Source organism: Micromonospora siamensis (assembly GCF_900090305.1).
Lineage (GTDB): Bacteria > Actinomycetota > Actinomycetes > Mycobacteriales > Micromonosporaceae > Micromonospora > Micromonospora siamensis.
In genome coordinates, this window is record NZ_LT607751.1 from 2,952,902 (window position 1) to 2,978,752 (window position 25,851).

Annotated in this window: 27 protein-coding genes and 1 pseudogene; 19 read left to right on the forward strand and 9 right to left on the reverse strand. The window is 74.9% G+C overall.

Annotated features, from left to right (window positions below; genetic code table 11):
- Window positions 1-6: 6 nt before the first annotated feature.
- The 8 genes and pseudogenes from GA0074704_RS13565 to GA0074704_RS13600 form a co-directional block, all read left to right on the forward strand.
- Window positions 7-1,725: pseudogene (locus GA0074704_RS13565) on the forward strand (HAD-IIIA family hydrolase); the annotation flags it as partial.
- Window positions 1,726-1,793: 68 nt separating this feature from the next.
- Complete coding sequence (locus GA0074704_RS13570; RefSeq protein ID WP_088970847.1) at window positions 1,794-2,768, forward strand: glycosyltransferase; 975 nt, start codon at window positions 1,794-1,796, stop codon at window positions 2,766-2,768.
- Entirely contained in the window at window positions 2,753-3,973 is a 1,221-nt protein-coding gene (locus GA0074704_RS13575; RefSeq protein ID WP_088970848.1) for a glycosyltransferase, read from the forward strand. Before GA0074704_RS13570 ends, GA0074704_RS13575 begins: the two co-directional genes overlap by 16 nt.
- Window positions 3,970-4,725, forward strand: a complete 756-nt coding sequence (locus GA0074704_RS13580) for a D-sedoheptulose-7-phosphate isomerase (RefSeq protein WP_088970849.1) — start codon at window positions 3,970-3,972, stop codon at window positions 4,723-4,725. The genes GA0074704_RS13575 and GA0074704_RS13580 overlap by 4 nt, the downstream gene beginning before the upstream one ends.
- Entirely contained in the window at window positions 4,722-6,212 is a 1,491-nt protein-coding gene (locus GA0074704_RS13585; protein ID WP_088970850.1) for a PfkB family carbohydrate kinase, read from the forward strand. The genes GA0074704_RS13580 and GA0074704_RS13585 overlap by 4 nt, the downstream gene beginning before the upstream one ends.
- Window positions 6,209-6,910, forward strand: a complete 702-nt coding sequence (locus GA0074704_RS13590) for an SDR family oxidoreductase (protein WP_088970851.1) — start codon at window positions 6,209-6,211, stop codon at window positions 6,908-6,910. Before GA0074704_RS13585 ends, GA0074704_RS13590 begins: the two co-directional genes overlap by 4 nt.
- Window positions 6,907-7,860, forward strand: coding sequence for a glycosyltransferase family 9 protein (locus tag GA0074704_RS13595; RefSeq protein ID WP_088970852.1), 954 nt, complete (start codon window positions 6,907-6,909; stop codon window positions 7,858-7,860). Before GA0074704_RS13590 ends, GA0074704_RS13595 begins: the two co-directional genes overlap by 4 nt.
- Window positions 7,844-8,827 (forward strand): DNA topoisomerase IB, encoded by a 984-nt coding sequence (locus GA0074704_RS13600; RefSeq protein ID WP_088970853.1) that lies wholly within the window; start codon window positions 7,844-7,846, stop codon window positions 8,825-8,827. Before GA0074704_RS13595 ends, GA0074704_RS13600 begins: the two co-directional genes overlap by 17 nt.
- Before the next feature lie 302 nt (window positions 8,828-9,129).
- Here GA0074704_RS13600 and GA0074704_RS13605 read toward each other — a convergent pair whose 3' ends face one another.
- Entirely contained in the window at window positions 9,130-9,894 is a 765-nt protein-coding gene (locus GA0074704_RS13605) for a TetR/AcrR family transcriptional regulator (protein WP_231926851.1), read from the reverse strand.
- Between the two features lie 79 nt (window positions 9,895-9,973).
- Between GA0074704_RS13605 and GA0074704_RS13610 the strand changes: the two genes are divergently transcribed.
- Complete coding sequence (locus tag GA0074704_RS13610; protein ID WP_197697628.1) at window positions 9,974-11,596, forward strand: MFS transporter; 1,623 nt, start codon at window positions 9,974-9,976, stop codon at window positions 11,594-11,596.
- A 164-nt stretch (window positions 11,597-11,760) separates the two neighbouring features.
- Here GA0074704_RS13610 and GA0074704_RS13615 read toward each other — a convergent pair whose 3' ends face one another.
- Entirely contained in the window at window positions 11,761-12,264 is a 504-nt protein-coding gene (locus GA0074704_RS13615; RefSeq protein ID WP_088970855.1) for a hypothetical protein, read from the reverse strand.
- Window positions 12,265-12,347: 83 nt separating this feature from the next.
- The gene (locus GA0074704_RS13620) at window positions 12,348-13,979 is read right to left on the reverse strand and encodes a RecQ family ATP-dependent DNA helicase (RefSeq protein ID WP_088970856.1); all 1,632 of its coding nucleotides are present in this window, start codon (window positions 13,977-13,979) and stop codon (window positions 12,348-12,350) included.
- Between the two features lie 113 nt (window positions 13,980-14,092).
- Between GA0074704_RS13620 and GA0074704_RS13625 the strand changes: the two genes are divergently transcribed.
- A complete protein-coding gene (locus GA0074704_RS13625) occupies window positions 14,093-14,929 on the forward strand; it encodes a class I SAM-dependent methyltransferase (RefSeq protein ID WP_088970857.1) in 837 nt (278 codons plus the stop codon).
- A gap of 44 nt (window positions 14,930-14,973) precedes the next feature.
- Window positions 14,974-15,615 carry a TetR/AcrR family transcriptional regulator gene (locus GA0074704_RS13630; protein ID WP_088970858.1) on the forward strand — a complete coding sequence of 214 codons (642 nt, stop codon included), beginning with the start codon at window positions 14,974-14,976 and terminating at the stop codon, window positions 15,613-15,615.
- Window positions 15,616-15,642: 27 nt separating this feature from the next.
- On the opposite strand, the gene GA0074704_RS13635 is transcribed toward GA0074704_RS13630, so the two are convergent.
- Window positions 15,643-16,593 carry a TIGR03557 family F420-dependent LLM class oxidoreductase gene (locus GA0074704_RS13635; protein WP_088970859.1) on the reverse strand — a complete coding sequence of 317 codons (951 nt, stop codon included), beginning with the start codon at window positions 16,591-16,593 and terminating at the stop codon, window positions 15,643-15,645.
- Window positions 16,594-16,673: 80 nt separating this feature from the next.
- Complete coding sequence (locus tag GA0074704_RS29670) at window positions 16,674-16,796, reverse strand: hypothetical protein (RefSeq protein WP_269458921.1); 123 nt, start codon at window positions 16,794-16,796, stop codon at window positions 16,674-16,676.
- Window positions 16,797-16,976: 180 nt separating this feature from the next.
- Between GA0074704_RS29670 and GA0074704_RS13640 the strand changes: the two genes are divergently transcribed.
- Window positions 16,977-18,464, forward strand: a complete 1,488-nt coding sequence (locus GA0074704_RS13640) for a glycoside hydrolase family 3 protein (RefSeq protein ID WP_088970860.1) — start codon at window positions 16,977-16,979, stop codon at window positions 18,462-18,464.
- A 4-nt stretch (window positions 18,465-18,468) separates the two neighbouring features.
- Here the strand turns inward: GA0074704_RS13640 and GA0074704_RS13645 are convergent, their stop codons facing one another.
- Together GA0074704_RS13645 and GA0074704_RS13650 are read right to left on the reverse strand one after the other, a co-directional pair.
- On the reverse strand, window positions 18,469-18,756 hold the full coding sequence (locus GA0074704_RS13645; protein WP_088970861.1) for a GNAT family N-acetyltransferase: 288 nt from the start codon (window positions 18,754-18,756) through the stop codon (window positions 18,469-18,471).
- The gene (locus GA0074704_RS13650; RefSeq protein ID WP_088970862.1) at window positions 18,753-19,979 is read right to left on the reverse strand and encodes a cysteine desulfurase-like protein; all 1,227 of its coding nucleotides are present in this window, start codon (window positions 19,977-19,979) and stop codon (window positions 18,753-18,755) included. The genes GA0074704_RS13645 and GA0074704_RS13650 overlap by 4 nt, the downstream gene beginning before the upstream one ends.
- A 90-nt stretch (window positions 19,980-20,069) precedes the next feature.
- Here GA0074704_RS13650 and GA0074704_RS13655 point away from each other — a divergent pair, with 90 nt between their 5' ends.
- The 7 genes from GA0074704_RS13655 (at window position 20,070) to GA0074704_RS13685 (ending at window position 24,509) form a co-directional block, all read left to right on the forward strand.
- On the forward strand, window positions 20,070-20,423 hold the full coding sequence (locus tag GA0074704_RS13655) for a hypothetical protein (protein WP_088973663.1): 354 nt from the start codon (window positions 20,070-20,072) through the stop codon (window positions 20,421-20,423).
- A gap of 63 nt (window positions 20,424-20,486) precedes the next feature.
- Window positions 20,487-21,308, forward strand: a complete 822-nt coding sequence (locus GA0074704_RS13660) for a DUF1206 domain-containing protein (RefSeq protein WP_088970863.1) — start codon at window positions 20,487-20,489, stop codon at window positions 21,306-21,308.
- Window positions 21,309-21,377: 69 nt separating this feature from the next.
- Window positions 21,378-22,574 carry a mechanosensitive ion channel family protein gene (locus GA0074704_RS13665; RefSeq protein WP_088970864.1) on the forward strand — a complete coding sequence of 399 codons (1,197 nt, stop codon included), beginning with the start codon at window positions 21,378-21,380 and terminating at the stop codon, window positions 22,572-22,574.
- A gap of 331 nt (window positions 22,575-22,905) precedes the next feature.
- Complete coding sequence (locus GA0074704_RS13670) at window positions 22,906-23,340, forward strand: phage holin family protein (RefSeq protein ID WP_088970865.1); 435 nt, start codon at window positions 22,906-22,908, stop codon at window positions 23,338-23,340.
- Window positions 23,337-23,747 carry a DUF3618 domain-containing protein gene (locus GA0074704_RS13675; protein WP_088970866.1) on the forward strand — a complete coding sequence of 137 codons (411 nt, stop codon included), beginning with the start codon at window positions 23,337-23,339 and terminating at the stop codon, window positions 23,745-23,747. The genes GA0074704_RS13670 and GA0074704_RS13675 overlap by 4 nt, the downstream gene beginning before the upstream one ends.
- Window positions 23,744-24,016 carry a DUF4235 domain-containing protein gene (locus GA0074704_RS13680; RefSeq protein ID WP_088970867.1) on the forward strand — a complete coding sequence of 91 codons (273 nt, stop codon included), beginning with the start codon at window positions 23,744-23,746 and terminating at the stop codon, window positions 24,014-24,016. The genes GA0074704_RS13675 and GA0074704_RS13680 overlap by 4 nt, the downstream gene beginning before the upstream one ends.
- A 289-nt stretch (window positions 24,017-24,305) precedes the next feature.
- A complete protein-coding gene (locus tag GA0074704_RS13685; RefSeq protein WP_007075740.1) occupies window positions 24,306-24,509 on the forward strand; it encodes a cold-shock protein in 204 nt (67 codons plus the stop codon).
- Window positions 24,510-24,642: 133 nt separating this feature from the next.
- Here GA0074704_RS13685 and GA0074704_RS13690 read toward each other — a convergent pair whose 3' ends face one another.
- Complete coding sequence (locus tag GA0074704_RS13690) at window positions 24,643-24,837, reverse strand: hypothetical protein (protein WP_088970868.1); 195 nt, start codon at window positions 24,835-24,837, stop codon at window positions 24,643-24,645.
- 16 nt (window positions 24,838-24,853) lie between these two features.
- Complete coding sequence (locus tag GA0074704_RS13695) at window positions 24,854-25,837, reverse strand: aldo/keto reductase (protein WP_088970869.1); 984 nt, start codon at window positions 25,835-25,837, stop codon at window positions 24,854-24,856.
- Window positions 25,838-25,851 lie beyond the last annotated feature (14 nt).

Genomic DNA, 25,851 nt, shown 5'->3' on the forward strand with positions numbered 1-25,851 from the left:
CCGCCCGTGCGACGGGACCAGGAGGAGCCGGATCAGCGCAGGTCAGCCCGGGTCGACCCGGGTGGTGACCGGCTCTTCCCGCCGCCCACCCGGCCGGCCGGGGTGCTGTTCGACGCGGTGCTGCTGGACCGGGACGGCACGCTCGTCGAGGACGTGCCCTACAACGGTGACCCGGAGAAGGTCCGCCCGCTGCCCGGGGTGCGGGAGGCGCTGGACCGGCTGCGCGCCGCCGGGCTGCGGCTCGGGGTGGTGACCAACCAGTCGGGCCTGGCCCGGGGCCTGTTCGGCGCGGCGGACCTGGCCCGGGTCAACGCGCGGGTGGAGGAGTTGCTCGGGCCGTTCGACGACTGGCAGGTCTGCCCGCACGACGACCGGGCCGGGTGCCGGTGCCGCAAGCCGGAGCCGGGCATGGTGTACGCGGCCTCGGGCGCGCTGGGCACCGTACCGGCCCGCTGCGTCCTGGTCGGCGACATCGGCGCCGACATGGTGGCGGCCGGTGCCGCGGGCGCGGGCGCGATCATGGTGCCGACGCCGGTGACCCGGCCCGAGGAGATCGCCGCCGCGCCGCACGTGGCCCGGGACCTGCCCGCCGCCGTCGAGGAGATCCTGCGCCGCCAGAACGCCGTCCGCCCCGCCGCCCCGCGCCGGGACAGAGCCGGCACCGTCCTGGTGGTCCGCAGCGACTCCGCCGGAGACGTCCTGGTCACCGGACCCGCCATCCGCGCCGTCGCCGCCGGCGCCCACCGCGTCGTCCTGCTCTGCGGACCCCGCGGCCGCGCCGCCGCCGACCTGCTGCCCGGCATCGACGAGATCATCGAATGGCCACTGCCCTGGATCGACGGCAACCCCGAGCCCGTCGACCCCGACGACATGCGCCACCTCACCGAGCGCCTCGCGCAGGTCGACGCCGACGAGGCGATCATCTTCACCAGCTACCACCAGTCGGCCCTGCCCCTGGCCCTGCTGCTGCGCGTCGCCGGCGTACCCCGCATCCACGCCATCAGCGACGACTACCCGGGCAGCCTCCTCGACACCCGCCACCGCGTCCCGGTCGGCGTGCCGGAACCGGAGCGCGCGCTGTCCCTGGCCGCCGCCGCCGGTCACGCCCTGCCCGACCACGACGGGCCCGGGCTGCGGCTGCGCACCGACGCGGTCCCGCCACCCCCGGCCGAGCTGGGCGGGCCCGGCTACGTGGTGCTGCACCCCGGCTCCACCGTCCAGGCCCGCGCCTGCCCGCCCGAGCTGGCCGCCCGGATCGTCCGGGTGCTCGCCGAGGCCGGCCACCGGGTGGTGGTCACCGGTGGGCCGCACGAGCGGGAGCTGACCGCCCTGGTCGCCGGCGACCTCGGCGTGGACCTGGGTGGCCGGACCGGCCTGGCCGAGCTGGCCGCCGTGCTCGCCGGGGCCGGCGCGCTGGTGGTCGGCAACACCGGCCCGGCGCACGTGGCCGCCGCGCTCGGCGTACCGGTGGTCAGCCTCTTCGCCCCCACCGTCCCGTACGGACAGTGGGGCCCCTACCGGGTACCGACCGTCCGGCTCGGCGACGCCGGGGCGCCGTGCCGGGACACCCGGGCCACCAGCTGCCCGGTCGCCGGGCACCCCTGCCTGTCCCGGCTGGACCCGGCCGACGTGCTCGCCGCCGTACGCCTGCTCGGCGTCCCCGCCGACCGCCCGCCGGCCCGGACCGGCCCCGCCGTCGGGGTGGCCGCCGTCGCGGCCGGATCATCCGCCGCCGTCGCGGCCGGGTCGCCCGCCGCCGGTCGGGCGGTCACCACCAGCGGCGGGAGCGGCCGATGAACGTGCTGGTCTGGCACGTGCACGGGTCGTGGATGACCTCGTTCGTGCACGGCAAGCACCGCTACCTGGTGCCGGTCACCCCCGAGCGCGGCCCGTACGGGCTGGGTCGGGCCCGCACCTACCCGTGGCCGGCGGACGCCGTCGAGGTGACCCCGCAGGAGCTGCGCCACGCCGACGTCGACCTGGTCGTGCTGCAGCGGCCCGAGGAGTTCGACCTGGCCTGCGAGTGGCTGGGCCGGCGGGTCGGCCGGGACATTCCGGCGATCTACGTCGAGCACAACACCCCGAAGGGCGACGTGCCGAACACCCGCCACCCGATGGCCGACCGCGACGACCTGCTGCTGGTCCACGTCACCGCGTTCAACGAGCTGTTCTGGGACAACGGGAGCACCCGCAGCACGGTGGTCGAGCACGGCATCGTCGCCCCGACCGTCGAGTGGACCGGTGAGCTGGACCGGCTCGCCGTGGTGATCAACGAGCCGGTGCGCCGCTGGCGGGTCACCGGCACCGACCTGCTGCCCCGGTTCGCCGAGATCGCCCCGCTGGACGTCTTCGGCATGGGGGTGGCCGGACTGGCCGAGCGGCTCGGGCTGCCCGCCGGCCGGGTCACCACCCACGACGACGTGCCCCAGCACCTGATGCACGCCGAACTCGCGCGGCGGCGGGCGTACCTGCACCTGTGCCGGTGGACCTCGCTCGGGCTGAGCCTGATCGAGGCCATGTCCATCGGCATGCCGGTGGTCGCGCTGGCCACCACCGAGGCGGTGGTGGCGGTGCCGCCGCCGGCCGGCGTCCTGTCCACCCGGATCGACGTCCTGCGCGACGGCGCCCGACGGTTCGTCGAGGACCGGTCGCTGGCCGCCCGCACCGGCGCGCAGGCCCGTGCGGCGGCGCGGGAGCGCTACGGCCTGGAACGTTTCCTCGCCGACTGGGACCGGCTGCTGGAGGAGGAAGTATGCGCGTCGCGCTGATCTCGGAGCACGCCAGCCCGCTCGCCGTCCTCGGCGGGGAGGACGCGGGCGGCCAGAACACCCACGTCGCGGAGCTGGCCGCCGCGCTGGTCGACGCCGGCCACGAGGTCCGGGTCTACACCCGCCGCGACGCGCCGGACCTGCCGGTCACCGTCCGAGCCCCGGACGGCTTCGACGTGGTGCACGTACCGGCCGGACCGGCGGAGCCGCTGGCCAAGGACGAGCTGCTGCCGCACATGCGGGAGTTCAGCCACTGGCTGGTGGACCGGTGGCGGGGCGGGGACTGGACGCCCGAGGTGATCCACGCGCACTTCTGGATGAGCGGGCTGGCCGCGCTGAGCGCGGGCGGACGGACCGGGGTGCCGGTGGTGCAGACGTACCACGCGCTGGGCACGGTCAAGCGGCGGCACCAGGGGGTGCAGGACACCAGCCCGGCCCGACGGGTCGCGTACGAGCGGGAGCTGGGCTGCTCGGTCGACCGGGTGGTCGCCCAGTGCCGCGACGAGGTCGGCGAGCTGGTCCGGATGGGAGTCCCCCGGTCCCGGATGACGATCATCCCGTCCGGGGTGAACCTGAGCACCTTCACCCCGCTCGGCCCGACCGCCGAGCGGGTGCCGGGGCGGGCCCGGATCCTCACCGTCGGCCGGCTGGTGGAACGCAAGGGCTTCCAGACGGTGATCCGGGCGATGGCGCACGTACCCGATGCGGAGTGCGTCGTGGTGGGGGGTCCCCCCGCCGGCCTGCTGGAGTCCGACCCGTACGCCCGGCGGTTGCGGGCCCTGGCTGAGTCGTGCGGGGTGGCCGACCGGGTGCGGCTGGTCGGCGCGGTGCCCCGGGAGGAGATGGGGCGCTGGTACCGGTCGGCGGACGTGCTGGTCGCCGCCCCCTGGTACGAGCCGTTCGGCCTCACCCCGCTGGAGGCGATGGCCTGCGGCATCCCGGTGATCGGCACCGCGGTCGGTGGCCTCACCGACACGGTGGTGCCCGGCCGCACCGGTGACCTCGTCCCGGCCCGCGACCCGCGGGCGTTGGGCACCGCCGTCCAGGGCCTGCTCACTGACCGGATCCGCCGCTTCGGGTACGCCACCGCGGCGCTGGACCGGGCCCGGCGGTGCTACTCCTGGGCCACCACGGCGGAGAGGCTCGCCGAGGTCTACGGGGAGGTGGCCGCGGTGCGCCGGCCGAGCCGGGTGGTCGCCGGATGACGGCGCGGTCGCCGGACCTCCGGCCGGCCGACGGCGGGGGACCGTCGGTGCTGGACGTGCACCTGGCCCACCTGGCGGAGGCGCTGCTGTCCTACCGGGAGTGCGAGGGACTGCTCGCCCGGTGGGGCCGGGAGCTCGCGGCGACCCTGGTGGCGGGCGGGCGGTTGCTGGTGGCCGGCAACGGCGGCAGCGCCGCCGAGGCCCAACACCTCACCGCCGAACTCGTCGGCAAACTCCGCCACGACCGCGAACCACTCTCCGCCATCGCCCTGCACGCCGAAACCAGCGCCATGACCGCCATCGGCAACGACTACGGCTACGACGAGGTCTTCGCCCGCCAGGTCCGCGCCCACGGCCGACCCGACGACATCCTCCTGCTCCTGTCCACCAGCGGCACCAGCCCCAACCTGCTCACCGCAGCCCACGCCGGCCACGCCACCGGCCTGCGCACCTGGGCCTTCACCGGCCCCGCCCCCAACCCACTCGCCGACGCCTGCCACGAGGCCCTCGCGGTGTCCTCGGCGGACAGCCAGGTGGTGCAGGAGCTGCACCTGGTCTCGGCTCACGTGCTCTGCGAGTACGTCGACTGGGCCCTGACCGCCGTGCCGGGCGCGGCCACCGAACCGGTGCCGGTCGCGGCGACGCGTCCGGCCCCCGCCGGGACCACCCGGGCGGGGCCGGTGCGCACGGGGGTCGAGGTGGTGCTCGGCGCCGACCGGGAGACCGAGCCGGAACGAGGAGGTCGAGCGTGACGGGACCCGTGGTGGTGATCGGCGACACCCTGCTGGACCGGGACGTCGAGGGAGTGGTGAACCGGCTCTGTCCGGACTCGCCGGTGCCCGTGCTGGACGAGACCGCGCACGTGGACCGGCCCGGCGGGGCGGGACTCGCGGCGCTCTTCGCCGCCGCGCAGGGTGCCGAGGTGGCCCTGGTGACCGCGCTGGCCGACGACGCGGGCGGGGCCCGGCTCAGCTCGCTGCTCACCGCCGCGGGAGTGCAGGTGTACGGGCTGCCGTTGGCCGGCGCCACACCGGAGAAGATCCGGCTGCGGGCCCGGGGACGGGTGCTGCTGCGGCACGACCGGGGTGGGCCGGCGGGGGAGCCCGGGCAGCCCAGCGAGGCGGTGCTGCGGCTGATCGCCACCGCGTCGGCGGTGCTGGTCAGCGACTACGGGCGCGGGGTGGCCCGGCAGCCGGCACTGCGGGCCGCGCTCGCCGCCACCGCCGCCCCGGTGGTCTGGGACCCGCACCCGCGCGGGCCGGCGGCGGTGCCCGGCGTCCAGTTGGCCACCCCGAACGAGTCCGAGGCGCGGGAGCTGGCGAAGGTCGCGCCGGGCGCGTCCCGCCTGGTCACCGCCTCCCGGGGCGCGCAGGGACTGCGGGAGCGCTGGCGGGCCGGCGCGGTGGCGGTCACCCTGGGCGGCGACGGGGCGCTGCTCTGCCACGCCGGGTCCACCCCGCTGGTGGTGCCCGCCCCGGCCAGCGCCGAGGGGGACACCTGCGGCGCGGGCGACCGGTTCGCGGCGGCGGCCAGCCTCGCGCTGGCCCGGGGAGCGCTGGTCTCCGAGGCGGTGCAGCACGCGGTCGCCGAGGCGTCGGCGTACGTGGCGGGCGGGGGAGTGGCCGCCGTCCTGCCGCCGCCGGTGCGTACGGCGCCCGCCGTGGTCACCGTGTCCGGCGGGGACCGGATCGGCGTGGTGGCCGCGGGCGCGCTCGCCGCCGAGGTACGCGCGGCGGGTGGCACGGTCGTCGCCACCGGCGGCTGCTTCGACCTGCTGCACGCCGGTCACGTCGCCACCCTCCAGGCCGCCCGGCAGCTCGGTGACTGCCTGATCGTCTGCCTGAACTCCGACGCCAGCGTCGCCGGGCTGAAAGGGCCGGACCGGCCGGTGGTGCCGCAGGGCGACCGGAGCCGGATGCTGGCCGCGCTGAGCTGCGTCGACGCGGTGCTGATCTTCGACGAGGCCACCCCGCACGCGGCGCTGTCCTGGCTGCGGCCCGACGTCTGGGTCAAGGGCGGCGACTACGCCACCGGGGCGGGTGACGAGCCGGCGCTGCCCGAGGCGGAGCTGCTGCGCCGCTGGGGCGGGCACACGGTGGTGGTGCCCTACCTCGACGGCCGGTCCACCAGCGACCTGATCGCGGCGGCCCGGGCGGGCCGGCGGCGGGCGGCGGAGAGCCAGGTGGGCGAGCCGGGCCGGCACGAGGTGCGGTCGGCGACGACAGGGAGGTCACGATGAGCCGTGGGGTGCCCGGAGCCGGGCCGACCGTCCTGGTCACCGGTGGGTCGAGTGGGCTGGGCGCGGCGGTGGTGGCCGCGGTGGCCAGGGCCGGTGGGCGGCCGTTGGTGCTGGACCGGCGGGCGCCGGCCGACGGGGTGCCGTGGGTGGAGTGCGACCTGGCGGACGCCCGGGCGGCCGAGGAGGCCACCCGGCAGCTCGCCGAACGCTCGGGCGGGTTGGACGGGGTGGTGACCGCCGCCGGCATGGACGTCCCGGGGAAACTCGCCGACCTGCCCGGGGAGACCTGGGACCGGATCGTCGCGGTGGACCTGCTGGCCACCGCCGCCGTGGTGCGGGCGGCACTGCCCTATCTGGAGGCGTCCCGGGGCAGCGTCGTCACGGTGGCCTCGACGTTGGGCGTCAAGGCGGTCAGCGACGCCACCGCGTACTGCGCGGCGAAGTTCGGGGTGGTCGGCTTCACCCGCGCCCTCGCCGCCGAACTCGCCGGCACCGTCGGCGTCACCCTGCTGATCCCCGGCGGCATGCGGACCGCCTTCTTCGACGACCGGGACGAGCAGTACAAGCCCGGCCCCGACGCGATCCTCAACGATCCGGCCGACACGGCCGCGGCCGTCATGTTCGCGCTGTCCCAGCCGGCCGGCTGCGCGGTGCGGGAGATGGTGGTCTGCGCCGAGCAGGAGTCGTCGTACCCGTGATCCTCGTCCTGCGGGCGCTCGGCGTCGGGGACCTCGCCACCGGGGTCCCCGCGCTGCGCGCCCTGCACGCCGCGTACCCGGAACAGGAGTTGGCCCTCATCGCCCCCGCCTGGCTCGACCCCCTGATCGACCTGGTCGGCGGCATCGACCGACGGATCCACACCGACGGCCTCGGACCCCTGCCCCGGACCGGGCCGGCACCGGAGATCGCGGTCAACCTGCACGGCAGGGGCCCACAGTCACACCGGATGCTCACCACCACCCGACCCGACCGCATGCTCGCCTTCGCCAACCCCGACGCCGGACACCACGACGGACCGGCCTGGAACGACGACGAACACGAGGTGCACCGCTGGTGCCGGCTGCTCGCCTGGTACGGCATCCCCGCCGACCCGGGCGACCTGGCGTTGCTTGCGCCCCCGCCGTCGGGCGTGCCGACCGGGGTGACCGTCGTGCACCCGGGCAGCAAGATCCGGGCGAAGCGCTGGCCGGCCGACCGGTTCGCCGCCCTGGCGCGGCAGCTCACCGAACGGGGACACCGGGTGGTGGTCACCGGCTCCGCCGACGAGCGGGAACTCGCCGGGCGGGTGGCGGACCGGGCCGGGTTGCCGGCCACGGCCGTGCTCGCCGGCCGCACCGACGTCGGCGAGTTGGCCGCCCTGGTCGCCCGGGCCCGGTTGGTGGTCAGCGGGGACACCGGGGTGGCCCACCTGGCCACCGGCTACGGCACCGCCTCCGTGGTGCTCTTCGGACCGGTCCCGCCGGACCGGTGGGGACCGCCGCCCGGCCGCTCCCGGCACCGGGTGCTGACCGCTGGCGACGGTGAATGGACCGGTGGCGCAGGGGTAGGAACGCCATCGACGATGGCGGCCATCCCGCTCGACCGGGTGCTGGCCGCCGTGGACGAGGCGGAACAGGCGGTGCGGACGTCCGGTGCGATTGCGGCGTAGTGATCCGGGCAGGCCGGGGTACGGACGTCGCCGGCGCGGCGAGGGCTGGCGGTACGTCGACAAGGCCGGCGCGCCGCTGCGCGACCCGGACGAGGTGGCCCGGATCGACGGCCTGGTCATCCCGCCCGCCTGGGAGGACGTCTGGATCTCGCCGTACCCCAACGGGCACATCCAGGCCACCGGCATCGACGCGGCCGGACGCAAGCAGTACCTCTACCACCCGCAGTGGCGGCGCAAGCGGGACGAGGCGAAGTTCGACCACGTCCTGGAGGTGGCGCACCGGCTGCCGGTGCTGCGCAGCCGGGTGGCGCAGGACCTGGAAGGTCGGGGACTGAACCGCAACCGGGTGCTCGCCACGGTGACCCGGCTGCTCGACATGGGCATGTTCCGGGTCGGCAACGACCAGTACGCCGTCGGCGACGAGGCCACCTACGGGGTCTCCACGCTGCGGCCGGAGCACGCCCGGTCCCGGGGTGGCTGCGTGGTCTTCGAGTTCCCGGCCAAGGGCGGCGTCGAGCAGGTACGCCGGATCGAGGATCCGGAGCTGTGCCGGGTGCTGACCAACCTGCGCCGGCGGCGTCGCAGCGAGGAACGCCTCTTCGGCTACTGGGACGGTCGGGACTGGCGCGACGTGCGCAGTGACGAGGTCAACGACTACCTGCGCGACGCCAGCGGCGGGGAGATGACCGCGAAGGACTTCCGCACCTGGCACGCCACGGTGCTGGCCGCCACGGAACTGGCGACGTTGGGTCCGGCGCGCTCGGCGACGGCCCGTAAGAGGGCGGTGGCCGCCGTGATGCGGTCCGTGTCGGAGCTGCTGGGCAACACCCCGACGGTGGCCCGGACCTCCTACGTGGACCCGCGGGTGGTCGACCTGTTCCACGACGGGGTGGTGGCGCCGGTGGCGCCGCAGACGCCACGGGAGGACGCCGAACGGATCGTGTTGGCCCTGCTGGAGGACGCCTGACCGGTGCCGGCGGAGGTTCGGGGCGCGGCGGGGACCGCGGGAACCTGACCGGTCCCGCCGGGTCCTGGGGGAACCGCGACGGGACCGGCGTTCGGTGGTGGCGCGTCGGTCCGGCGGGAGCCGCCGGGCGGTCGCCCGCGACCGTGGTCGCGGGCGCCTCGCCCCAGCCCCCCGATGTGCCCGGGCCTGCCGGTCTCGACCGGCGTCGGCCCGCATCGAGTATGGCCAGCGGAGGTTGACCGTACGCGCCAGCCGGTTGACGATCCGCGCCACCCGTCCCGGCTGGGCGCGTCGGTGGCGGTTCAGCCGGTGGTCCGCCGGCCGATCAGCGCGGCCACCCCGTCGAGCACCCGCTCCAGGCCGAAGACGAACTCGTCGTCCGGGTCGTCGTCGCGGTCGAGCACGCCCGCCGCCAGCACCCGGTGCAGGGCGGGGAACCGCTGCGGGTCGGTCACCCGGGCGACCAGCCGCCGGTAGGTGGGCATCAGCTCGCCGGGCGCGATGCCGGCGGCCCGGGTGCCTTCGACGATCTGCGCGGTCAGCAGGGACTCGTTGCGGACGTACCCGGTGACCAGCAGGATGACCGACATCTTCTCGTTCTCGGCGAGCCCGGTGTCGGCGAGGCAGCGCAGGCCGTCCTCCAGCCACGCCAGCGAGTTGGGGGTCAGCGGCGGGCCGGCGATCGGCACCAGCAGCATCCACGGGTGCCGGCGCAGCGCGGAGCGGTCGGCCCAGGCCCACCGGGCCAGCCCCGCGCGCCAGTCCCGGCCGTCGTCGCCGGCGCCGGGGGGTTCGCCGTACGCGGTGTCGACCATCAGGGTGAGCAGCTCGTCCTTCGCGCCGACGTACCGGTAGAGGGCCATCGTGCCGGCGCCCAGTTCCTTGGCGACCCGGCCCATGGAGACGGCGGCCAGGCCCTCGTCGTCCGCCACCCGCACGGCCGCCTCGACGATCCCGGCCAGGGTGAGGCCGGGCCGGGGGCCCTTCGGCGCGCGGTCGCGCAGGCCCCAGGCGGCCTCGATGGCCGGGGGGAGAGCGGGACCGGTGTCGTCCTTCGTCGCGTCCACATTTCCTCCTTGCCCCGTCATCCTATTTCTGCGTATGGTCTACGCAGAAGAGCGTATGCCGTACGCAGAAGGAGTCGCGATGAGTCAGACGGGGGCCCCGGCCCGGGCGGGCCGGCGGGAATGGATCGGGTTCGGCGTGCTGATGCTGCCGCTGCTGCTCGTCTCGATGGACGTGTCGGTGCTCTACTTCGCCGTCCCGTTCATCAGCGAGCAGCTGCGGCCCAGCGCCACCCAGCAGCTCTGGATCTTCGACATCTACGGGTTCATGCTCGCCGGGCTGCTGATCACGATGGGCGCGCTCGGTGACCGGATCGGCCGGCGCCGGCTGCTGCTGCTCGGGGCCGCCGCGTTCGGCGGCGCGTCGCTGCTGGCCGCGTACGCCGACAGCGCCACCGCCCTGATCGCCGCCCGCGCGGTGCTGGGCGTCGGCGGGGCCACCCTGATGCCGTCCACGCTGGCCCTGATCCGCAACATGTTCCACGACGAGAAGCAGCGCGGCACCGCCGTGGGCATCTGGACCGCGGCGATGACCGGCGGCGTGGCGATCGGGCCGGTGCTCAGCGGCGTGCTGCTGGAGCACTTCTGGTGGGGTTCGGTCTTCCTGATCAACATCCCGGCGATGCTGCTCCTGCTGCTGCTCGCCCCGGCGCTGGTGCCGGAGTTCCGCAACCCGGCCGCCGGCCGCTTCGACCTGCCCGGGGCGGTGCTCTCGCTCGGGGCGCTGCTGCCGGTGATCTACGGGATCAAGGAGGCGGCCCGGGACGGCTGGACCCCGGCCCGGGGCGCGGCGGTCGCCCTCGGCGTGCTGCTCGGCGTCGCCTTCGTCGCGCGGCAGCGCACCGCCCGGCACCCGATGGTCGACCTGGCGCTGTTCCGCCGCCGTGCCTTCAGCGGCGCGCTCGGCGCCAACCTGCTGGCCATGTTCGGCCTGGTCGGCTTCGCCATCTTCACCACCCAGCACCTCCAGTCGGTGCTCGGCCTGAGCCCGCTGCGGGCGGCGCTGTGGAGCCTGGTGCCGGCGCTGGCGGTCGGTGGCGTCGCCCCGGCCGGCACCGCCCTGGCCCAGCGGGTCGACCGCGCCTGGCTGATCGCCGTCGGCTTCGTGGTCGCGGCGGGCGGCTTCACGGTGCTCACCCGGGTGACGCCGGACTCGCCCCTGTGGCTGCTGCTGCTCGGCGCGGCCGGCTACGCCGCCGGCCTGGTCCTGGTGATGTCCCTGGTCACCGAGTTGGTCCTGGGGGCGGCCCCGCCGGAGCGGGCCGGGGTTGCTTCCGCGCTGACCGAGTCCTCCAGCGAACTCGGCGGCGCGCTCGGGATGGCGGTGCTGGGCAGCGTGGGCGCCGCGGTCTACCACCGGGAGGCGGTCGACGGACTGCCGTCCGGCCTGCCCGGCGGCGCGGTGGCCACCGTCCGGGAGACCCTCGGCGGGGCGCTCGCCGTGGCCGACGGCCTGCCCGCCGCCACCGGCGCGGCGGTCCTGCGTGCCGCCCGGCTCGCCTTCACCGACGGGCTGCACTCGGCCGCGGTGGCGGCGGCGCTGGTGATGCTGGCTGCCGCGGTGGTCGCGGCAGCGGTGCTACGGGGCGCCCGCCTGCCGGCGGCGGCCGGGTCGGTCGCCGTGGAGACCGCACCGACCGACGTGCCGGCCACCCCGGCCGCCGGGGCCGTCCTCGCCCCACCGGTACGACCGCAGTCCCGCTGAGCCCGGGGCCCGCGTCCGGGGCGAGCCGGGGTGCCGCAGGTCGGGTCGTCAGGGCGACGGGACGGGCCGACAGGCCGCGGGTCGGTGCTCTACACACGCAGGGGCGATCCGCGCGGGCACGGGGCCGCGCGGATCGCCCCTGCGTCGACGCTCGTCCGGCGTCGTCAGTCGTTGAGCACGTGCGACAGCCGGTCCCGGAACCGCCGCTCGGAGTCGCTGACCTGGTCCCCGCCGATGCCGAGGATGCCCCCGCTGGAGGCCGCCCCGACCACCTGCTCGGCGATCTCCACCAGCCAGTGCTTGTACGCCCCGGCCTGGCCCTCGTCGACCCGGGCGGCCAGCAGGGCGGCGGCCTCACCGGCGCGGACCAGCACGTCGTCGATCATGGGCTGCGGGTCGGCCGGCGCGATGACCGGCAGTTCGGCGCCCGCCTCCGGGTCGCCGACCCGGGTGACGATCTCGCCGGCGACCGCGGCCACCAGCGGGCTGGCCGACTCGCGGCCCGCGGAGATGGTCTCCAGTCCGGCGGCGTTCTCCGCCATGGTGCGGCGGGTGCTGTCGGACTCGGCGGCGCTCGCCGCGGTCACCACGGACTGTGGAAGGCCGACCAGCAGCCCCCACTCCTCGTCGGAGAAACCGAAACCGGTGTACGCCGGCTGCTCGATCACGGCAGAGCCCTCCTCGGCACAGCTTGTCAGGGTCAGGTGGTGGTTCCGGCCGTCACGTGCCGGCGGCCGGGGTCCGGCTCAGGCTAGTCCAGCGTCAGCAGGCCCTGTTCGGACACCACGCGTACGGACAGGGTCTTGTATCCCACCTCGTCGAAGAGCACGGTCATCTTGTCGTCCTCGTAGTTCAGCACCAGCCCGGGCCCCCACTCGGGGTGCCGGACCTGGCTGTGCACGGGGAACGGCCCTACCGCGCCGGTGTCGGCGACGCTGGTGCCGGCGTGGCAGTTGTCGCAGTGCCCGCAGACCTCGCTCATCTGCTCGCCGAAGTAGGCCAGCAGGGCCTGGCCGCGGCAGCCGGTGGTCTCGGCGAAGGCGCGCATCATGTCGGTCCGCGACCGGGTGACGGTCTGCTGGCGCTCGGCCTCGGCCAGTGCCGCCGCGGCGGCCTCCGCCGGCTTCGGGGCGTACCGGGGGGCACCCAGCTTCTGCTTGGCCCGAAGCTCGACGGCGCCGATCTGTTCCAGCAGGGACAGGAACTGGCCGAGCTTGCGCGGCCCGAGACCGCTCCGTTCGCGCAGCTCCTTCTTGGTCACCGGCTTCTTGCGGACCAGCGCGGCCAGCTCGCGGAGTTCGTTCTCGTTGGGCAGGCCGCCGCTGAAGAAGCGCTGCAGGCCCACGTCCTCGGCCCGCCAGAGCAGCAGCACCCGGGCCGGCTGGCCGTCCCGCCCGGCCCGGCCGATCTCCTGGAAGTAGCTGTCCGGGGAGTCGGGCAGGGCCATGTGCACCACCCAGGCGATGTTCGGCTTGTCGATGCCCATGCCGAACGCCGACGTGGCCACCATGATCGGGACCTGGTCGGCGAGGAACGCCTCGTGCAGCTCGTTGCGGGCGGCGGTCGGCATGCCGCCGTGGAAGAACTTCGACGGGAAGCCGGCGTCGGTCAGGCGCTGCGCCAACTCCTCGGCGGCCCGCCGGGTGGGCACGTAGATGATGCCGGGCCGCTCGTCGTCGCGGAGCAGGGCGGTCAGCCGCCGCCAGCGGTAGTCGTCGGTGGGGCAGTACGCCACCTCGAGGAAGAGGTTGGGGCGGTCCAGCCCGGAGACCACCACCTCGGCGTCGCGCAGGTGCAGCCGGGCGATGATGTCGTCGCGTACCGGCGGGGAGGCGGTGGCGGTCAGCGCCACCACCGGCGGCCGGCCGAGGCCGTCGATGAGGTGCCCGAGCGCCAGGTAGTCCGGGCGGAAGTCGTGTCCCCAGGCGGAGATGCAGTGCGCCTCGTCGATCGCCACCAGGGCCGGCTTCAGCTCGCGCACCTCCGCCATCCGGTCCGGATTGCTCAACGCCTCCGGGGTGATGAAGAGGAACTCGGCCCGGCCCTCGCGGATCTCGACGATCGCCTGCGCCTGCTGGGCGGCGCTCTCGTCGGAGCTGATCCGCACGGCCCGCAGCTCGGGGCGTTGCCGTTCGTTGAGCGCGGCGATCTGGTCCTGTTGCAGGGCCAGCAGGGGGGAGATGACCACCGTGGGTCCGGGGATCAGGCTCGCCGGGATCTGGTAGATCGCCGACTTGCCGGCGCCGGTGGGGAGGACCACCAGCGCGTCGCGTCGCTTCATCACCGCGCGCATGGCGGCGAGCTGGTTGGGCCGCAGCTCGGTCCAGCCGAAGAGGCTCTTCGCGGCACGGCGCAACGTCGTCGAGTGCGTGGACAGTTTCATCGGTGACCGGACGTACCCGAGCCGATCAACGCCGAAACCGTTGACCGCGGGACAGTCCCGACATCATTATGAACGCCTGTTCATGAATGTCGGTTCATTACGGGAGGGGCCGCATGGCGACCATCGTCAACACCCACCAGTCCGCCGCCTGGAACGGCTACGAGGGGCGGCACTGGGCCGACCATCAGGCCCGCTACGACGCGGTCAACGGCGGTTTCAGCGACGTCCTGCTCGCCGCCGTGCGCCCCGGCGACCGGGTGCTGGACGTCGGCTGCGGCAACGGCCAGCTCACCCGGCTCGCCGCCCGGGCCGGCGGCGGGTACGCCGTCGGTGTGGACCTCTCGGGCCCGATGCTGGAGCGGGCCCGCTCCTCGGCCGCCGAGGAGGGCCTACCCGACGTCGAGTTCGTCCGCGCCGACGCGCAGGTGCACCCGTTCCCGCCGGGCGCGTTCGACGTCGCGCTCAGCCGCTTCGGGGTGATGTTCTTCGCCGACCCGGTGGCCGCGTTCGCCAACGTCGGCCGGGCGCTGCGCCCCGGCGGCCGGCTCGCCTTCGTCTGCCTGGACAGCTTCCGCCACGGCGACCTGGGTGCGGTGCTCGGGGCGCTCGCCGGTCATCTCCCGCCGCCGGGGACCGACGGCACCGGCGCGGCGGAGCCGCTCTCCCTGGCCGACCCCGACGTCGTCCGCCGGGTGCTCACCGCCGCCGGCTTCGCCGGCGTGGAGTGCGAACCGGTGGAGGCCGTCGGGACCTGGGGGCGCGACGCCGCGGACGCCGGCCGGTTCCTGGCCGGCTGGGGGCCGATCCGGTACCAGCTCGACCGGGTCGACCCGGCCACCGCGGAGCGCGCCCGGGCCGCCCTGGTCGACGCGCTGCGCCGCCACGAGCACCCGTCCGGGGTACGCCTGCGCGGCACCGCCTGGCTGGTCACCGCCGACCGCCCCGCCTGACCGTTACGACTGCCCGGTCACCGGCGAGCCTAGGATGCCTGGTGATGTCACCGAGGAGAGCCGCCGCCCTGCGCGACGGGGGGCAGAACCTGCGCGAGCACCTGATCGCCGCCGCCGGCCGGCTCGTCGCGACCCGCGGCACGGCGGGGCTGACCGTACGGGACATCGCCCGGGAGGCCGGCGTCGCCGACGGGGTGCTCTACAACCACTTCGCCGACAAGGAGGAGCTGGTCGCGTACGCGCTGCACGCGCACGTGCGGGCGGTCGGGGCCGGGCAGGCCGGGGAACCGCCCCGGCCGGGGGAACGGACGGTCGGGGCGAACCTGCGGGCGTACCTGGAACGGGCCCTGGCCGTCCACGCGGCGATCCTGCCGGCGTTCACCGGGGTGGTCGGCCAGCCCAAGGTTCTGGCCCGGCTCGCCGAACTGCCGAACCCGATGGGCGGCGGGGACGGGTTGCGCGCGGAGTTCGCCGGCTACCTGCGCGCCGAGCAGCGGCTCGGTCGGGTCCGCGCGCAGGCCCGGCCGGAGGCTGTCGCCACCCTGCTCGTCGGCGTCTGCCACGACCTGGTCCTCGGCCGGTTGCTCGACCCGTCCGGCCCGGCCGTGCCCGAGCCCGCCCCGGACCTGGTGTCCGACGTGGTCGAGACCCTGCTGCACGGCCTCGCCCCGCCCGGTGCCGGCTGACCGCCCCGGCGCCCCCTCCGACTGCCGTCAGCGCAGGCGCGGGAGGACGTCCCGCTGGTAGAGGTCGAACAGCCCCTGCCAGTTCGGGCCGGTGTTGGCGACGTAGACCTCGTCGAAGCCGGCCTTGGCGTACCTGTCGATCATCTCCAGGTGCGCGTCGGCGCTGTTGCCGCAGACGAACGACTCCTTCATCATCTCCGGCCGGACCAGCTGGGCGGCCTGCTCGAAGTGACGCGGCGAGGGGAGCACCTGGGACAGCTCACCGGGCACCCCGGCGTTCGGCCACTTCTCGTACGCGATCCGCATGCCGGCCTCCTCGCTGTCGGCGTACGCGGCCTTGAAGCCGGCCTGGCACGGCTTGTCCCCGCCGCCGCCGTCGCGGAACCGGCGCACCATGTCGGCGTCGGGCATGGTGCTGACGTAACCGTCGCCGATCCGGGCGGCCAGGTCGATCGCCTTGGGGCCGAAGCCGGAGACGTAGACCTTCGGCGGTGTCTCCGGCAGCGTGTAGATCCGGGCGTGCTCGACGGTGTAGTGCCGGCCGTGGTGGTTGACGAACCCGCCCGCCCACAGCTCGCGCATCACCTCGACGGCCTCCTCCAGCATCTCCAGCCGGACGTCGGTCTGTGGCCAGGCGTCGCCGAGGATGTGCTCGTTGAGCGCCTCGCCGGAGCCGACGCCGAGCACGAACCGACCCTCGTGCAGGACGGCGCTGGTGGCCGCCGCCTGGGCCAGCACCGCCGGATGGATGCGGACGGTCGGGCAGGTCACCGCGGTGGTCACCGGGAGCGAGCAGACCTGGCTGAGCGCCCCGATGGTGGACCAGACGAAGGGGCTCTGGCCCTGGGCGTCGACCCACGGGTGGTAGTGGTCGGAGATCCACAGTGCCTCGAAGCCGGCCCGCTCGGCGCCGCGCGCCTGCTCCAGCAGCTCCGCCGGGGTGTACTCCTCGCTGGACAGGAAGTATCCGATCCTCATCGCTTTCCCCTCGTCACGTGCCGTTGCGGACGGGGAGTGCGGTACCCGGGCGGGGCCGGGCGGAACCGCCGACGGGCCGATCAGCGCTTGAACATCGCCCGGATCGCGATCAGCAGGAACAGGCCGCCCACCACCAGGCCGAGCAGGCGTACGCCGGGGATGTCGGCCGCGCCGGTGGCGTCGGCGAGCAGCGTGGGAGCCATGCCGGCACTCTCCCACGCGGTCCCGCCGAGCGCCAGCAGGAAACAGTAAGGTTTATTGACTGTTTGGGGCCGCGGGTGTGACCATGGCAGGCACGCGCCGGGCGGCGGTGGGTGGCGAGGTACGGGGTGGGTGGCGATGAACGCTGTGCGGACCGGTCAGGGCGTCGGGGCGGAGGCGGCGTGAGCTTCCCGGAACGCGAGCTGACCCGGCTGGCCGCGGCCGTCCTGCAACCCGGCTTCGTCGGCACCACCCCACCGCCCTGGATCCGCCGCTGGCTGGCCGACGGGCTCGGCGCGGTGGTCCTGTTCGCCCGCAACGTGGCCGGCCCCGAGCAGCTCGCCGGCCTGACCGCGGCGCTGCGCGCCGAGCGCCCCGACGTCGTCGTGGCGATCGACGAGGAGGCCGGCGACGTCACCCGGATCGAGTCGACCCGGGGCAGCTCCCGCCCCGGCAACCTGGCCCTCGGCGCGGTGGACGATCCGGCGCTGACCGAGGCGGTGGCCCGCGACCTCGGCCTGGAGCTGGCCGCGGCCGGCGTCACCCTCAACTACGCCCCGGACGCCGACGTCAACTCCAACCCCGGCAACCCGGTGATCGGGGTGCGTTCCTTCGGCGCCGACCCCGACCTGGTCGCCCGGCACACCGCCGCCTGGGTACGCGGCCTCCAGACCGGCGGGGTGGCGGCCTGCGCCAAGCACTTCCCCGGCCACGGCGACACCAGGGTCGACTCGCACCACGACCTGCCGGTGATCGGCGCCTCCGGCGCGGCGCTGCGCGCCGGTGAGCTGGTCCCGTTCCGGGCCGCCGTGGCGGCCGGGGTGCAGGCCGTGATGACCGGCCACCTGCTGGTGCCCGCGCTCGACCCGACGCTGCCGGCGACGCTGAGCCCGTACATCCTCGGTGGCCTGCTCCGCGAGGAGCTCGGCTTCCACGGCGTGGTGGTGACCGACGCGATCGAGATGCGCGCGGTGGCCGACCGGTACGGCCTGGCCGGTGCCGCGGTCCGGGCCCTCGCCGCCGGGGCCGACGCGGTCTGCGTGGGCGGGGAACACGCCGACGAGGAGACCGCCACCCGGCTGCGGGACGCGATCGTGGCCGCCGTGCGCGGCGGCGAACTGCCCGAGGAGCGGCTGGCGGAGGCCGCCAAGCGGGTCGGCGAGCTGGCCGCGTGGACGGTGGCCGCCCGCGCCCGGACGACCGGCGCGGCCCGGCCCGGGGCGACGGTCGGGCTGGCCGCGGCGCGGCGGGCCGTGCGGGTGACCGGGACACCGGCCGGGGCGGGCCTGCTGCCGCTCACCCGGCCGCCGCACGTGGTCGAGTTCGCCCCGCCCCGCAACATCGCCATCGGCCCGGAGACCCCGTGGGGGGTGGCCGCCCCGCTCGCCGCGCTGCTGCCCGGCACCACCACCGCCCGGTACGACCGCGACGCGACGCCCACCGACCCGACCGCCGAAGCGGTCGGCCGGCCGCTGGTGCTGGTGGTGCGGGACCTGCACCGGCACGACTGGATGCGGACCGCCGTGACCCGGGCGCTGGCCGCCCGCCCCGACGCGGTGGTGGTCGAGCTGGGCGTGCCCGAGCTGGTCACCGGCGCGGTCCACCTGGCCACCCACGGCGCCACCCGGGCCTGCGCCCGGGCCGCCGCGGAACGGCTCACCGCCGGTTGACGCCTCAGGAGTCGACGGTGACCAGGTCGGCGTAGTCGGGGTGCCGTTCGATGAAGGCGGCCATGAACGGGCACCGGGGGACCACCCGGCCGCCCCGGGCCCGGATCTGGTCGAGGGTGCCCCGGATCAACGCCGCGCCCACCCCCATGTTCTGGAACCTCTCGTCCACCTCGGTGTGCGTGAAGACCAGCACCTCCCCGCGCGGCACGTACGCGGTGAAGCCGGCCAGCGCGTCGTCGACCAGGATCTCGAAGCGGTGCGCGGCGGGGTTCTCCTCGACCAGAAAGCTCACCGGGCCATTCTGCCCCGGCCGGCGACCAGCCTCGCCAGTTCGGCCAGCAACCGGTCGGTCTCCTCGACGGTGTTGTAGTGGTAGACGCTGGCCCGGACCGCCCCGCCGCGCTCCCGCAGCCCCATCGCCTGGAAGTACTCGTAGGCGTAGTAGTCGCCGGAGGAGAGGCAGAGCCCGGCGGCGCCCAGCTCGGCCGCGGTCTCGGCCGGGGTCAGCCCGGCCACCCGGAAGGAGACCGTCGGGCAGCGCCGCGCCGGCGAACCGAGCACGGTCACCTCGGGCAGCGCCGCCAGGCCGGCGACCAGCCGCGCGAAGACCAGCTCCTCGTGCTCCTGCGCGGCGGCCAGCCCGGCCCGGACCCGGGCCCGCCGGTCACCCGTCGCCGCCGGGTCCAGGGTGGCCAGGTGGTCCACCGCGGCGGCCACCCCGGCCAGCAGCGGGAAGCTGGGAGTGCCGAACTCGAACCGGTCCGGCACCGCGTCGGAGGACGGGAGCAGCTTCTCCGGACGCAGCTGCGCCCAGCGGGCCGGGTCGGCCACCATCGCGCCCAGGTGCGGGCCGGACCACTTGTAGGCGCTGGTCACGAAGAAGTCCGCGCCGAGCTGCTCGAGGTCGGTGGGACCGTGCGGCACCGAGTGCACCCCGTCCACGCAGACCAGCGCCCCGGCCGCGTGCGCCGTCTTCGCGATCGCCGCGACGTCGGGCACGGTGCCGGTGGCGTTGCTGCCGGCGGTCACCGCCACCAGCCGGGTGCGCTCGCCCACCAGGTCGGCGTACTGGCCGGCGGGCAGCTCGGCGGTGTCCCGGTCGAACTCGGCCCAGCGCACCGTCGCCCCGGCCGCCTCGGCGGCCTGCACCCACGGCCGGACGTTGGCGTCGTGGTCCAGCCGGGAGACCACCACCTCGTCGCCCGGGCGCCAGGTCGCGCCGAGGGTCCGGGCGAGGGTGTACGTGAGCGCGGTGGCGCTCGGCCCGAGGACCACCCCGGCGGGGTCCGCGCCGAGCAGGTCGGCGACCGCGGTCCGGGCGGCGGCGACCAGCTCCAGCGACCGCCGGCCGGGGGCGAAGGCGGCGCTGCGATTGCCGATGGCGTGCCGCATCGCCGCGGCGACGGCCTCGATCACCGGCGCGGCGGTCTGGGTGCCCCCGGCACCGTCGAAGTGGGCGAAGCCCTCGGTCAGGGCGGGGTACGCGGCCCGGGTGCGGGCGATGTCGAACGGCATGCCCGGACCCTAACCCGCACCGGCGTTCGGCCGGAAAAGATGATCAACCGGCTGGTGACCGGCGTGCCGGCGTCTCGTACCCTTGGCCCGGTGACGAACCGACGGCACCTCCCCTCCACCATCGCCGCCCGACGGGCCGGCGGCCTCCTGGCCGGCCTGGTGCTCGGCGCGGCGCTGCTCACCGGATGCAGCTCGCAGGGCGCCTCCACCGACTGCGGCCTGGACGCCTGCACGGTCACCTTCGACCGCGGTGTCGAGGCCAGCACCACCATCCTCGGCGTCGAGGCCAAGCTGGTGGGCGCCCAGGGCGACCAGGTGACCGTCGAGGTGGCCGGTGAGCAGCTCTCGCTGACCGTGGGTCAGCAGGCCGCCTCGGCCGGGGACTTCTCGGTCACCCTGGACAGCGTCACCGACGAACAGGTCAAGATCCGGGTTTCGCGCTAGTTCCGGCAGCTCGGGCCGGGCGGCCCACGTTTGGAAATCTTCGCAACCGGAGATTGTGCCGCCATGTCTCTCACCCGGAACGCCGAAGCCACCGCCTCGCAGGCCGCGAACAGCCGGTGGCTCGAACTGCTGACCCGCGCCGGCTTCATCGGCTACGGCATCGTGCACCTGCTCTTCGCCTGGCTGGCCTTCCAGATCGCCTTCGGCCGCTCCGGCGAGGAGGGCAACCAGAACGGCGCCCTGCGCACCCTGGGCGAACAGCCGCTCGGCGAGTTCCTCCTGATCGCCGTCGCGGTGGGGCTGATCGCGATGGCCATCTGGCAGCTGTTCGAGGCGATCCTCGGGCACCGCTCGGCGCAGGGCAAGGAGCGGCTGGTCGAGCGGATCACCTCCGTGGTCCGCACGATCGTCTTCGGCTGGCTGGCGTACACCGCCATCAAGGTCGTCCAGGACGCCAGCGCCAACGCCTCCGACCGGCAGCAGGCGCTGTCGGAGAAGCTGATGGCCTCCACCGGCGGCCGCTGGCTGGTCGGGCTCGCCGGCCTGGTGCTCGCCGCGGTGGGCATCGGCATGGTGATCTACGGGATCAAGAAGAAGTTCCTGCGCAACCTCAAGACCGAGCAGATGAGCCCGAAGGCGCTCTCGCTGACCCGCCGCCTCGGCATGGCCGGCTACGCGGCCCGGGGCACCGTCTTCGCGATCGCCGGGATCCTGGTCGTCACCGCCGCCGTGAAGTACGACCCGGAGAAGGCCCGTGGCCTGGACGCCGCGCTGCGCACCCTGCGGGACCAGTCGTACGGGCCGGTGCTGCTGGTGCTGATGGCCCTGGGCATCGCCGCCTTCGGCGTCTACTGCTTCGTGCAGTCCCGCTACCGAAAGGTCTGAGCTGGTCGATGGCGGGATCGCCGGGCACCATTGGGCCTTTGCCCGACGCCCGGTGGGGGGAGACAACCTGTGCAGAGCTACCTGACGACGATCGCCGCCGCGCTGGGCGCGGCGGCGATCGCCCTCGTGGTGGTGGAGGTGATCCACCGGGTGGTGCGCCGGCTCGGCCGCCGCTCGCTGCTGATGACCGAGCTGACCGATCACGCCCACCGCTCGTTCCAGGTTGCCGCGACGGTGTTGGCCGTCCAGCTCGCGGTGCGTTACACCACGACGTACGCGGTGGGGACCCCGTGGCGGAAGCTGGTGCTGCACACCCTGGTGCTGGCCGTGGTCGCCGCCGTCGCCTGGCTGGTGGCCTCGCTGCTGGTGGTGGTCGAGGACACCGCGCTGGCCCGGTTCCGTACGGACGTGCCGAACAACCGGCACGCCCGTCGGGTGCGCACCCAGGTGGTGCTGCTGCGGCGGCTGACGATCGCGGTGATCGTGGTGCTGGCGGTGGGCGTGATGCTGATGACGTTCCCCGCCGTCCGCGGCATCGGCGCCGGCGTGCTGACCAGCGCCGGTGTCTTCGGTGTGGTCGCCGCGCTGGCCGCGCAGAGCCTGCTCGGCAACGTCTTCGCCGGCCTCCAGCTCGCCTTCAGCGACGCGGTACGCCTCGACGACGTGGTGGTGGTCGAGGGGGAGTGGGGCCGGATCGAGGAGCTGACCCTCAGCTACGTGGTGGTCCAGATCTGGGACGACCGGCGGCTGATCCTGCCCACCTCGTACTTCACCAGCACCCCGTTCCAGAACTGGACCCGCACCGAGGCGGCGGTGCTCGGCACCGCCGAGTTCGACCTCGACTGGTCCATCCCGGTCCAGGCGATGCGCGAGGAGCTGCGCCGGCTGGTGGAGAGCACCGAGCTCTGGGACGGCCGGGTCTGCGTACTCCAGGTCACCGACGCCACCGGCGGCATGATCAAGGTGCGGGCGCTGGTCAGCGCGGCCGACGCCGGCAGCCTGTGGGACCTGCGCTGCCTGGTCCGCGAGCACCTGGCCGCCTGGGTACGCGACCACCGGCCGACCGCCCTGCCGCGGCTGCGCACCGAGCTGGGCGACGCCTCCGGGGCGCTGCCCTGGCAGTGGGTGCAGCCCCGCCGGCCGGTCCGTCGGCTCGCCGAGCCGGAGATGCCCGACGACGCGCGGGTCTTCGGCGGCAGCGACGACGGCGACGCCCGCAGCGAGGCCTTCGTCGGCCCCGAGGAGACCGCCGACGGGCGCCGCTGATCTCCTGACTCGTCCCCGCGCCCCCGGTCGCCTCCCACGGCGGTCGGGGGCGCGGCCGTGTCCACCCCGGGTGCGTGACCTTCGGTGGTCGACGGACGTTGGCCCGTACGCCGGGCGAGTCGACCCGGTGCGGCGCGGACCGGTGGCCGCCGGCGGGTTTGACGGCCCCGTTCCGGGGGACCTGCTGCGCACGCCCTGCGTCCGGCCGGTCGCCCGTCGGGCCACGACCGGGCGGCGGGCTCGTGCGGCCGGTTTCCACCGGTCGCCCCGCGCAGGATTGACGGGCGGCGGCTCCGGGCATACAGCGCGGTGATGATGAAAGGAGGACAGCATGGCTGACGTCGCGAGTCGCAGCACGTCCCGGACCGGAAGCGAGCCGTCCACCGCCGAGTTGGTGCAGCGGGCCACCGAGCAGGTCTCCCGCCTGGTGCGGGACGAGTTGGCGCTGGCCCGGGCGGAGTTGACCGAGAAGGGCAAGCACGCCGGGATCGGGATCGGACTCTTCGGCGGTGGCGGGGTGATGGCCCTGTACGGCGCCGGCGCCCTGGTCGCCACCGTGATCCTGCTGTTGGCGCTGGTGATGCCCGCGTGGCTGGCCGCCCTGATCGTGGCGGTGGTGCTCTTCGTGCTCGCCGGGATCCTCGCCCTGATCGGCAAGAAGCAGGTCAGCCGTGCCGTCCCGCCGGTGCCGGAGGCGACGGTCCGCAGCCTTCGGGCGGACGTGGACACCGTCACCGCCGCGGTGAAGGACGGGAGGCGGGCATGACGACGGGCAACGGGACCGGTGACAAGGAGGCGCTCCGCGAGGAGATCCGCCGGACCCGGGTGGAACTGGGCGAGACCATGGAGCTGCTGGCCGCGAAGGCGGACGTGAAGGCCCGGTTGCGGGAGTCCGCCGAGCAGGCCAAGGAGCGGATGCGGGAGCAGGCGGCGCAGACCGTGGCCCGGGTGCGCGGGCAGGCGGCGCAGAAGGCCGTCGAGATCCGCGGGCAGGCGGCGCAGAAGGCCGTCGTGATGCGGGGCCAGGCGGCGCAGAAGGCGCAGGTCGCGCGGGTGCAGGCGTACGAGACGGGATCCGCCGTGCGTCGCAACCCCGCGCCGTGGGCGGCGGTCGCGGCGGGTGCGCTGGCGACCGTGATCGTGGTGTTGATCGTGCGGGGGAGGCGTTCGTGAGCAAGGGCATCGGCAAGGCCGCGTACAAGCCGGTCGGGGTGCTGCTCGGCATCGCCGCGGGCACCGTCGCCGGGGCGATCTTCCGTAAGGTCTGGACGATCACCGCCGGTGACGGCGAGGCGCCCAGCGCGACCGACGAGGACCGCCGCTGGGGCGAGATCCTGGCCGCCGCGGCGCTGCAGGGCGCCATCTTCGCGGTGGTCCGGGCGGCCGTCGACCGTGGCGGCGCGGTCGGGGTACGCCGGCTGACCGGCCGCTGGCCCGACTGAGGACGGCAGTGTGAAAGGCCCCTTCCCGCATCGACGGGTAAGGGGCCTTTCGCACGGCCGGACCGGCCCGGCCAGCCGATGGAGACATCCGTCAGGTCACATGTCGGAGATTTTTCGTCCGGTGGGCTGTGCAGAGTTTTCGCCACGTGGTTTGCTGTTCCACGCTGTTGCGAGATGGCGTGGGTTGAGAGAAGTCTCCTTCACCGGGGGCCGCCTCAGGCGCCGCTGCTCGAAAACGGCCAATCGGCCGCACGGCGTGCTCGGCCGCCAGTTTTAGAAGGAGATACACATGGCGCAGGGAACCGTGAAGTGGTTCAACGCAGACAAGGGCTTCGGCTTCATCACCGTCGACGGCGGGGGTGCTGACGTGTTCGTCCACTTCTCGGCCATCCAGACCAGCGGCTACCGCACGCTGGAGGAGAACCAGCGGGTGGAGTTCGAGATCGCCCAGGGTCAGAAGGGTCCGCAGGCCGAGCAGGTCCGCCCCATCTGATCGAGCAGGGACCGGCCGGCAGCCGCCGGTCCGGTGATCCGGACCCCCGGATCGACGTTAAGCCCCGTGTCCTGTCCGGACACGGGGCTTTCCGCTGTCCCGTCCCCGCCCGGGGACGGGGCCGCGTGGTGGGTCAGGGACGGCGGCGGGAGCGCAGGCCGCGCCAGAGCACGACGAGTCCGACCAGGACCAGCAGCGGCCCGAGCAGCGCCCAGATCCGCTGGTCGGTCATCACGCTGCCCCCGACGTAGCCCAGGCCCTGCACCGTCCACACCGCCCCGACCACGACGGCCAGCAGGCCGAGGGTCAGCGTCAGCCACCCCTTCATCGGTCCCCCCTCCGCGTCACCACCGGTGGTGCACCTGCGGCCGGATCAGCTCGTCGTAGGTGTTCCGCACGGCGGCGATCTCCTCGGGCGCGAGCGGCGGCTGGTCGGCCGTGGCGGCGTTGCGCCGGGCCTGCTGGGCGTCGCGGGCGCCGGGGATGACCACGGTGACCCCGGGCTGGTCGAGCACCCAGCGCAGGGCGAACTGCGCCATCGTGCGGTCGTCGCCGGCCAGCGGAGCCAGCCGGCGTACGGCGGCCAGCCCGAGGTCGTAGTCGACGCCGGAGAAGGTCTCGCCGACGTCGAAGGACTCGCCGTGCCGGTTGAAGTTCCGGTGGTCGTCGGCGGGGAAGGTGGTGTGCTCGTCGTACCGGCCGGAGAGCAGGCCGCTGGCCAGCGGCACCCGGGCGATGATGCCGACGCCGGCCGCCGCGGCGGCGGGCAGCACCTGGTCCAGGGGCTTGAGCCGGACGGCGTTGAGGATGATCTGGACGCTGGCCACGCCGGGGCGGGCGATGGCGGTGAGCGCCTGGTCGCAGGTCTCCACGCTGACCCCGTAGCCGGCGATCCGCTCCTGCGCCACCAGGGTGTCCAGGGCGTCGAAGACCCGGTCGTCGGCGAAGACCGGGGTGGGTGGGCAGTGCAGCTGGACCAGGTCCAGGGTGTCGACGCCGAGGTTGGCCCGGGACCGGTCGGTCCAGGCCCGGAAGTTCTCCAGGGTGTACGCCTCGGGGACCTGCTCCACCCGCCGGCCCATCTTGGTGGCCACGGTCAGCCCGTGCCCGGGGCGTCCGCGCAGGAACCGCCCGATGAGCTGCTCGCTGCGGCCGTCGCCGTACACGTCGGCGGTGTCCAGGAAGGTGACCCCGGCGTCCACGGCGGCGGCCAGGACGGCCAGGGCGTCGTCCTCGCCGACCTGTCCCCAGTCGCCACCGAGCTGCCAGGCGCCGAGTCCGACGATGCCGACACGCCGGCCGAGCCGGTCGAAGCTGCGCTGTTCCATTGGACCGAGCCTAA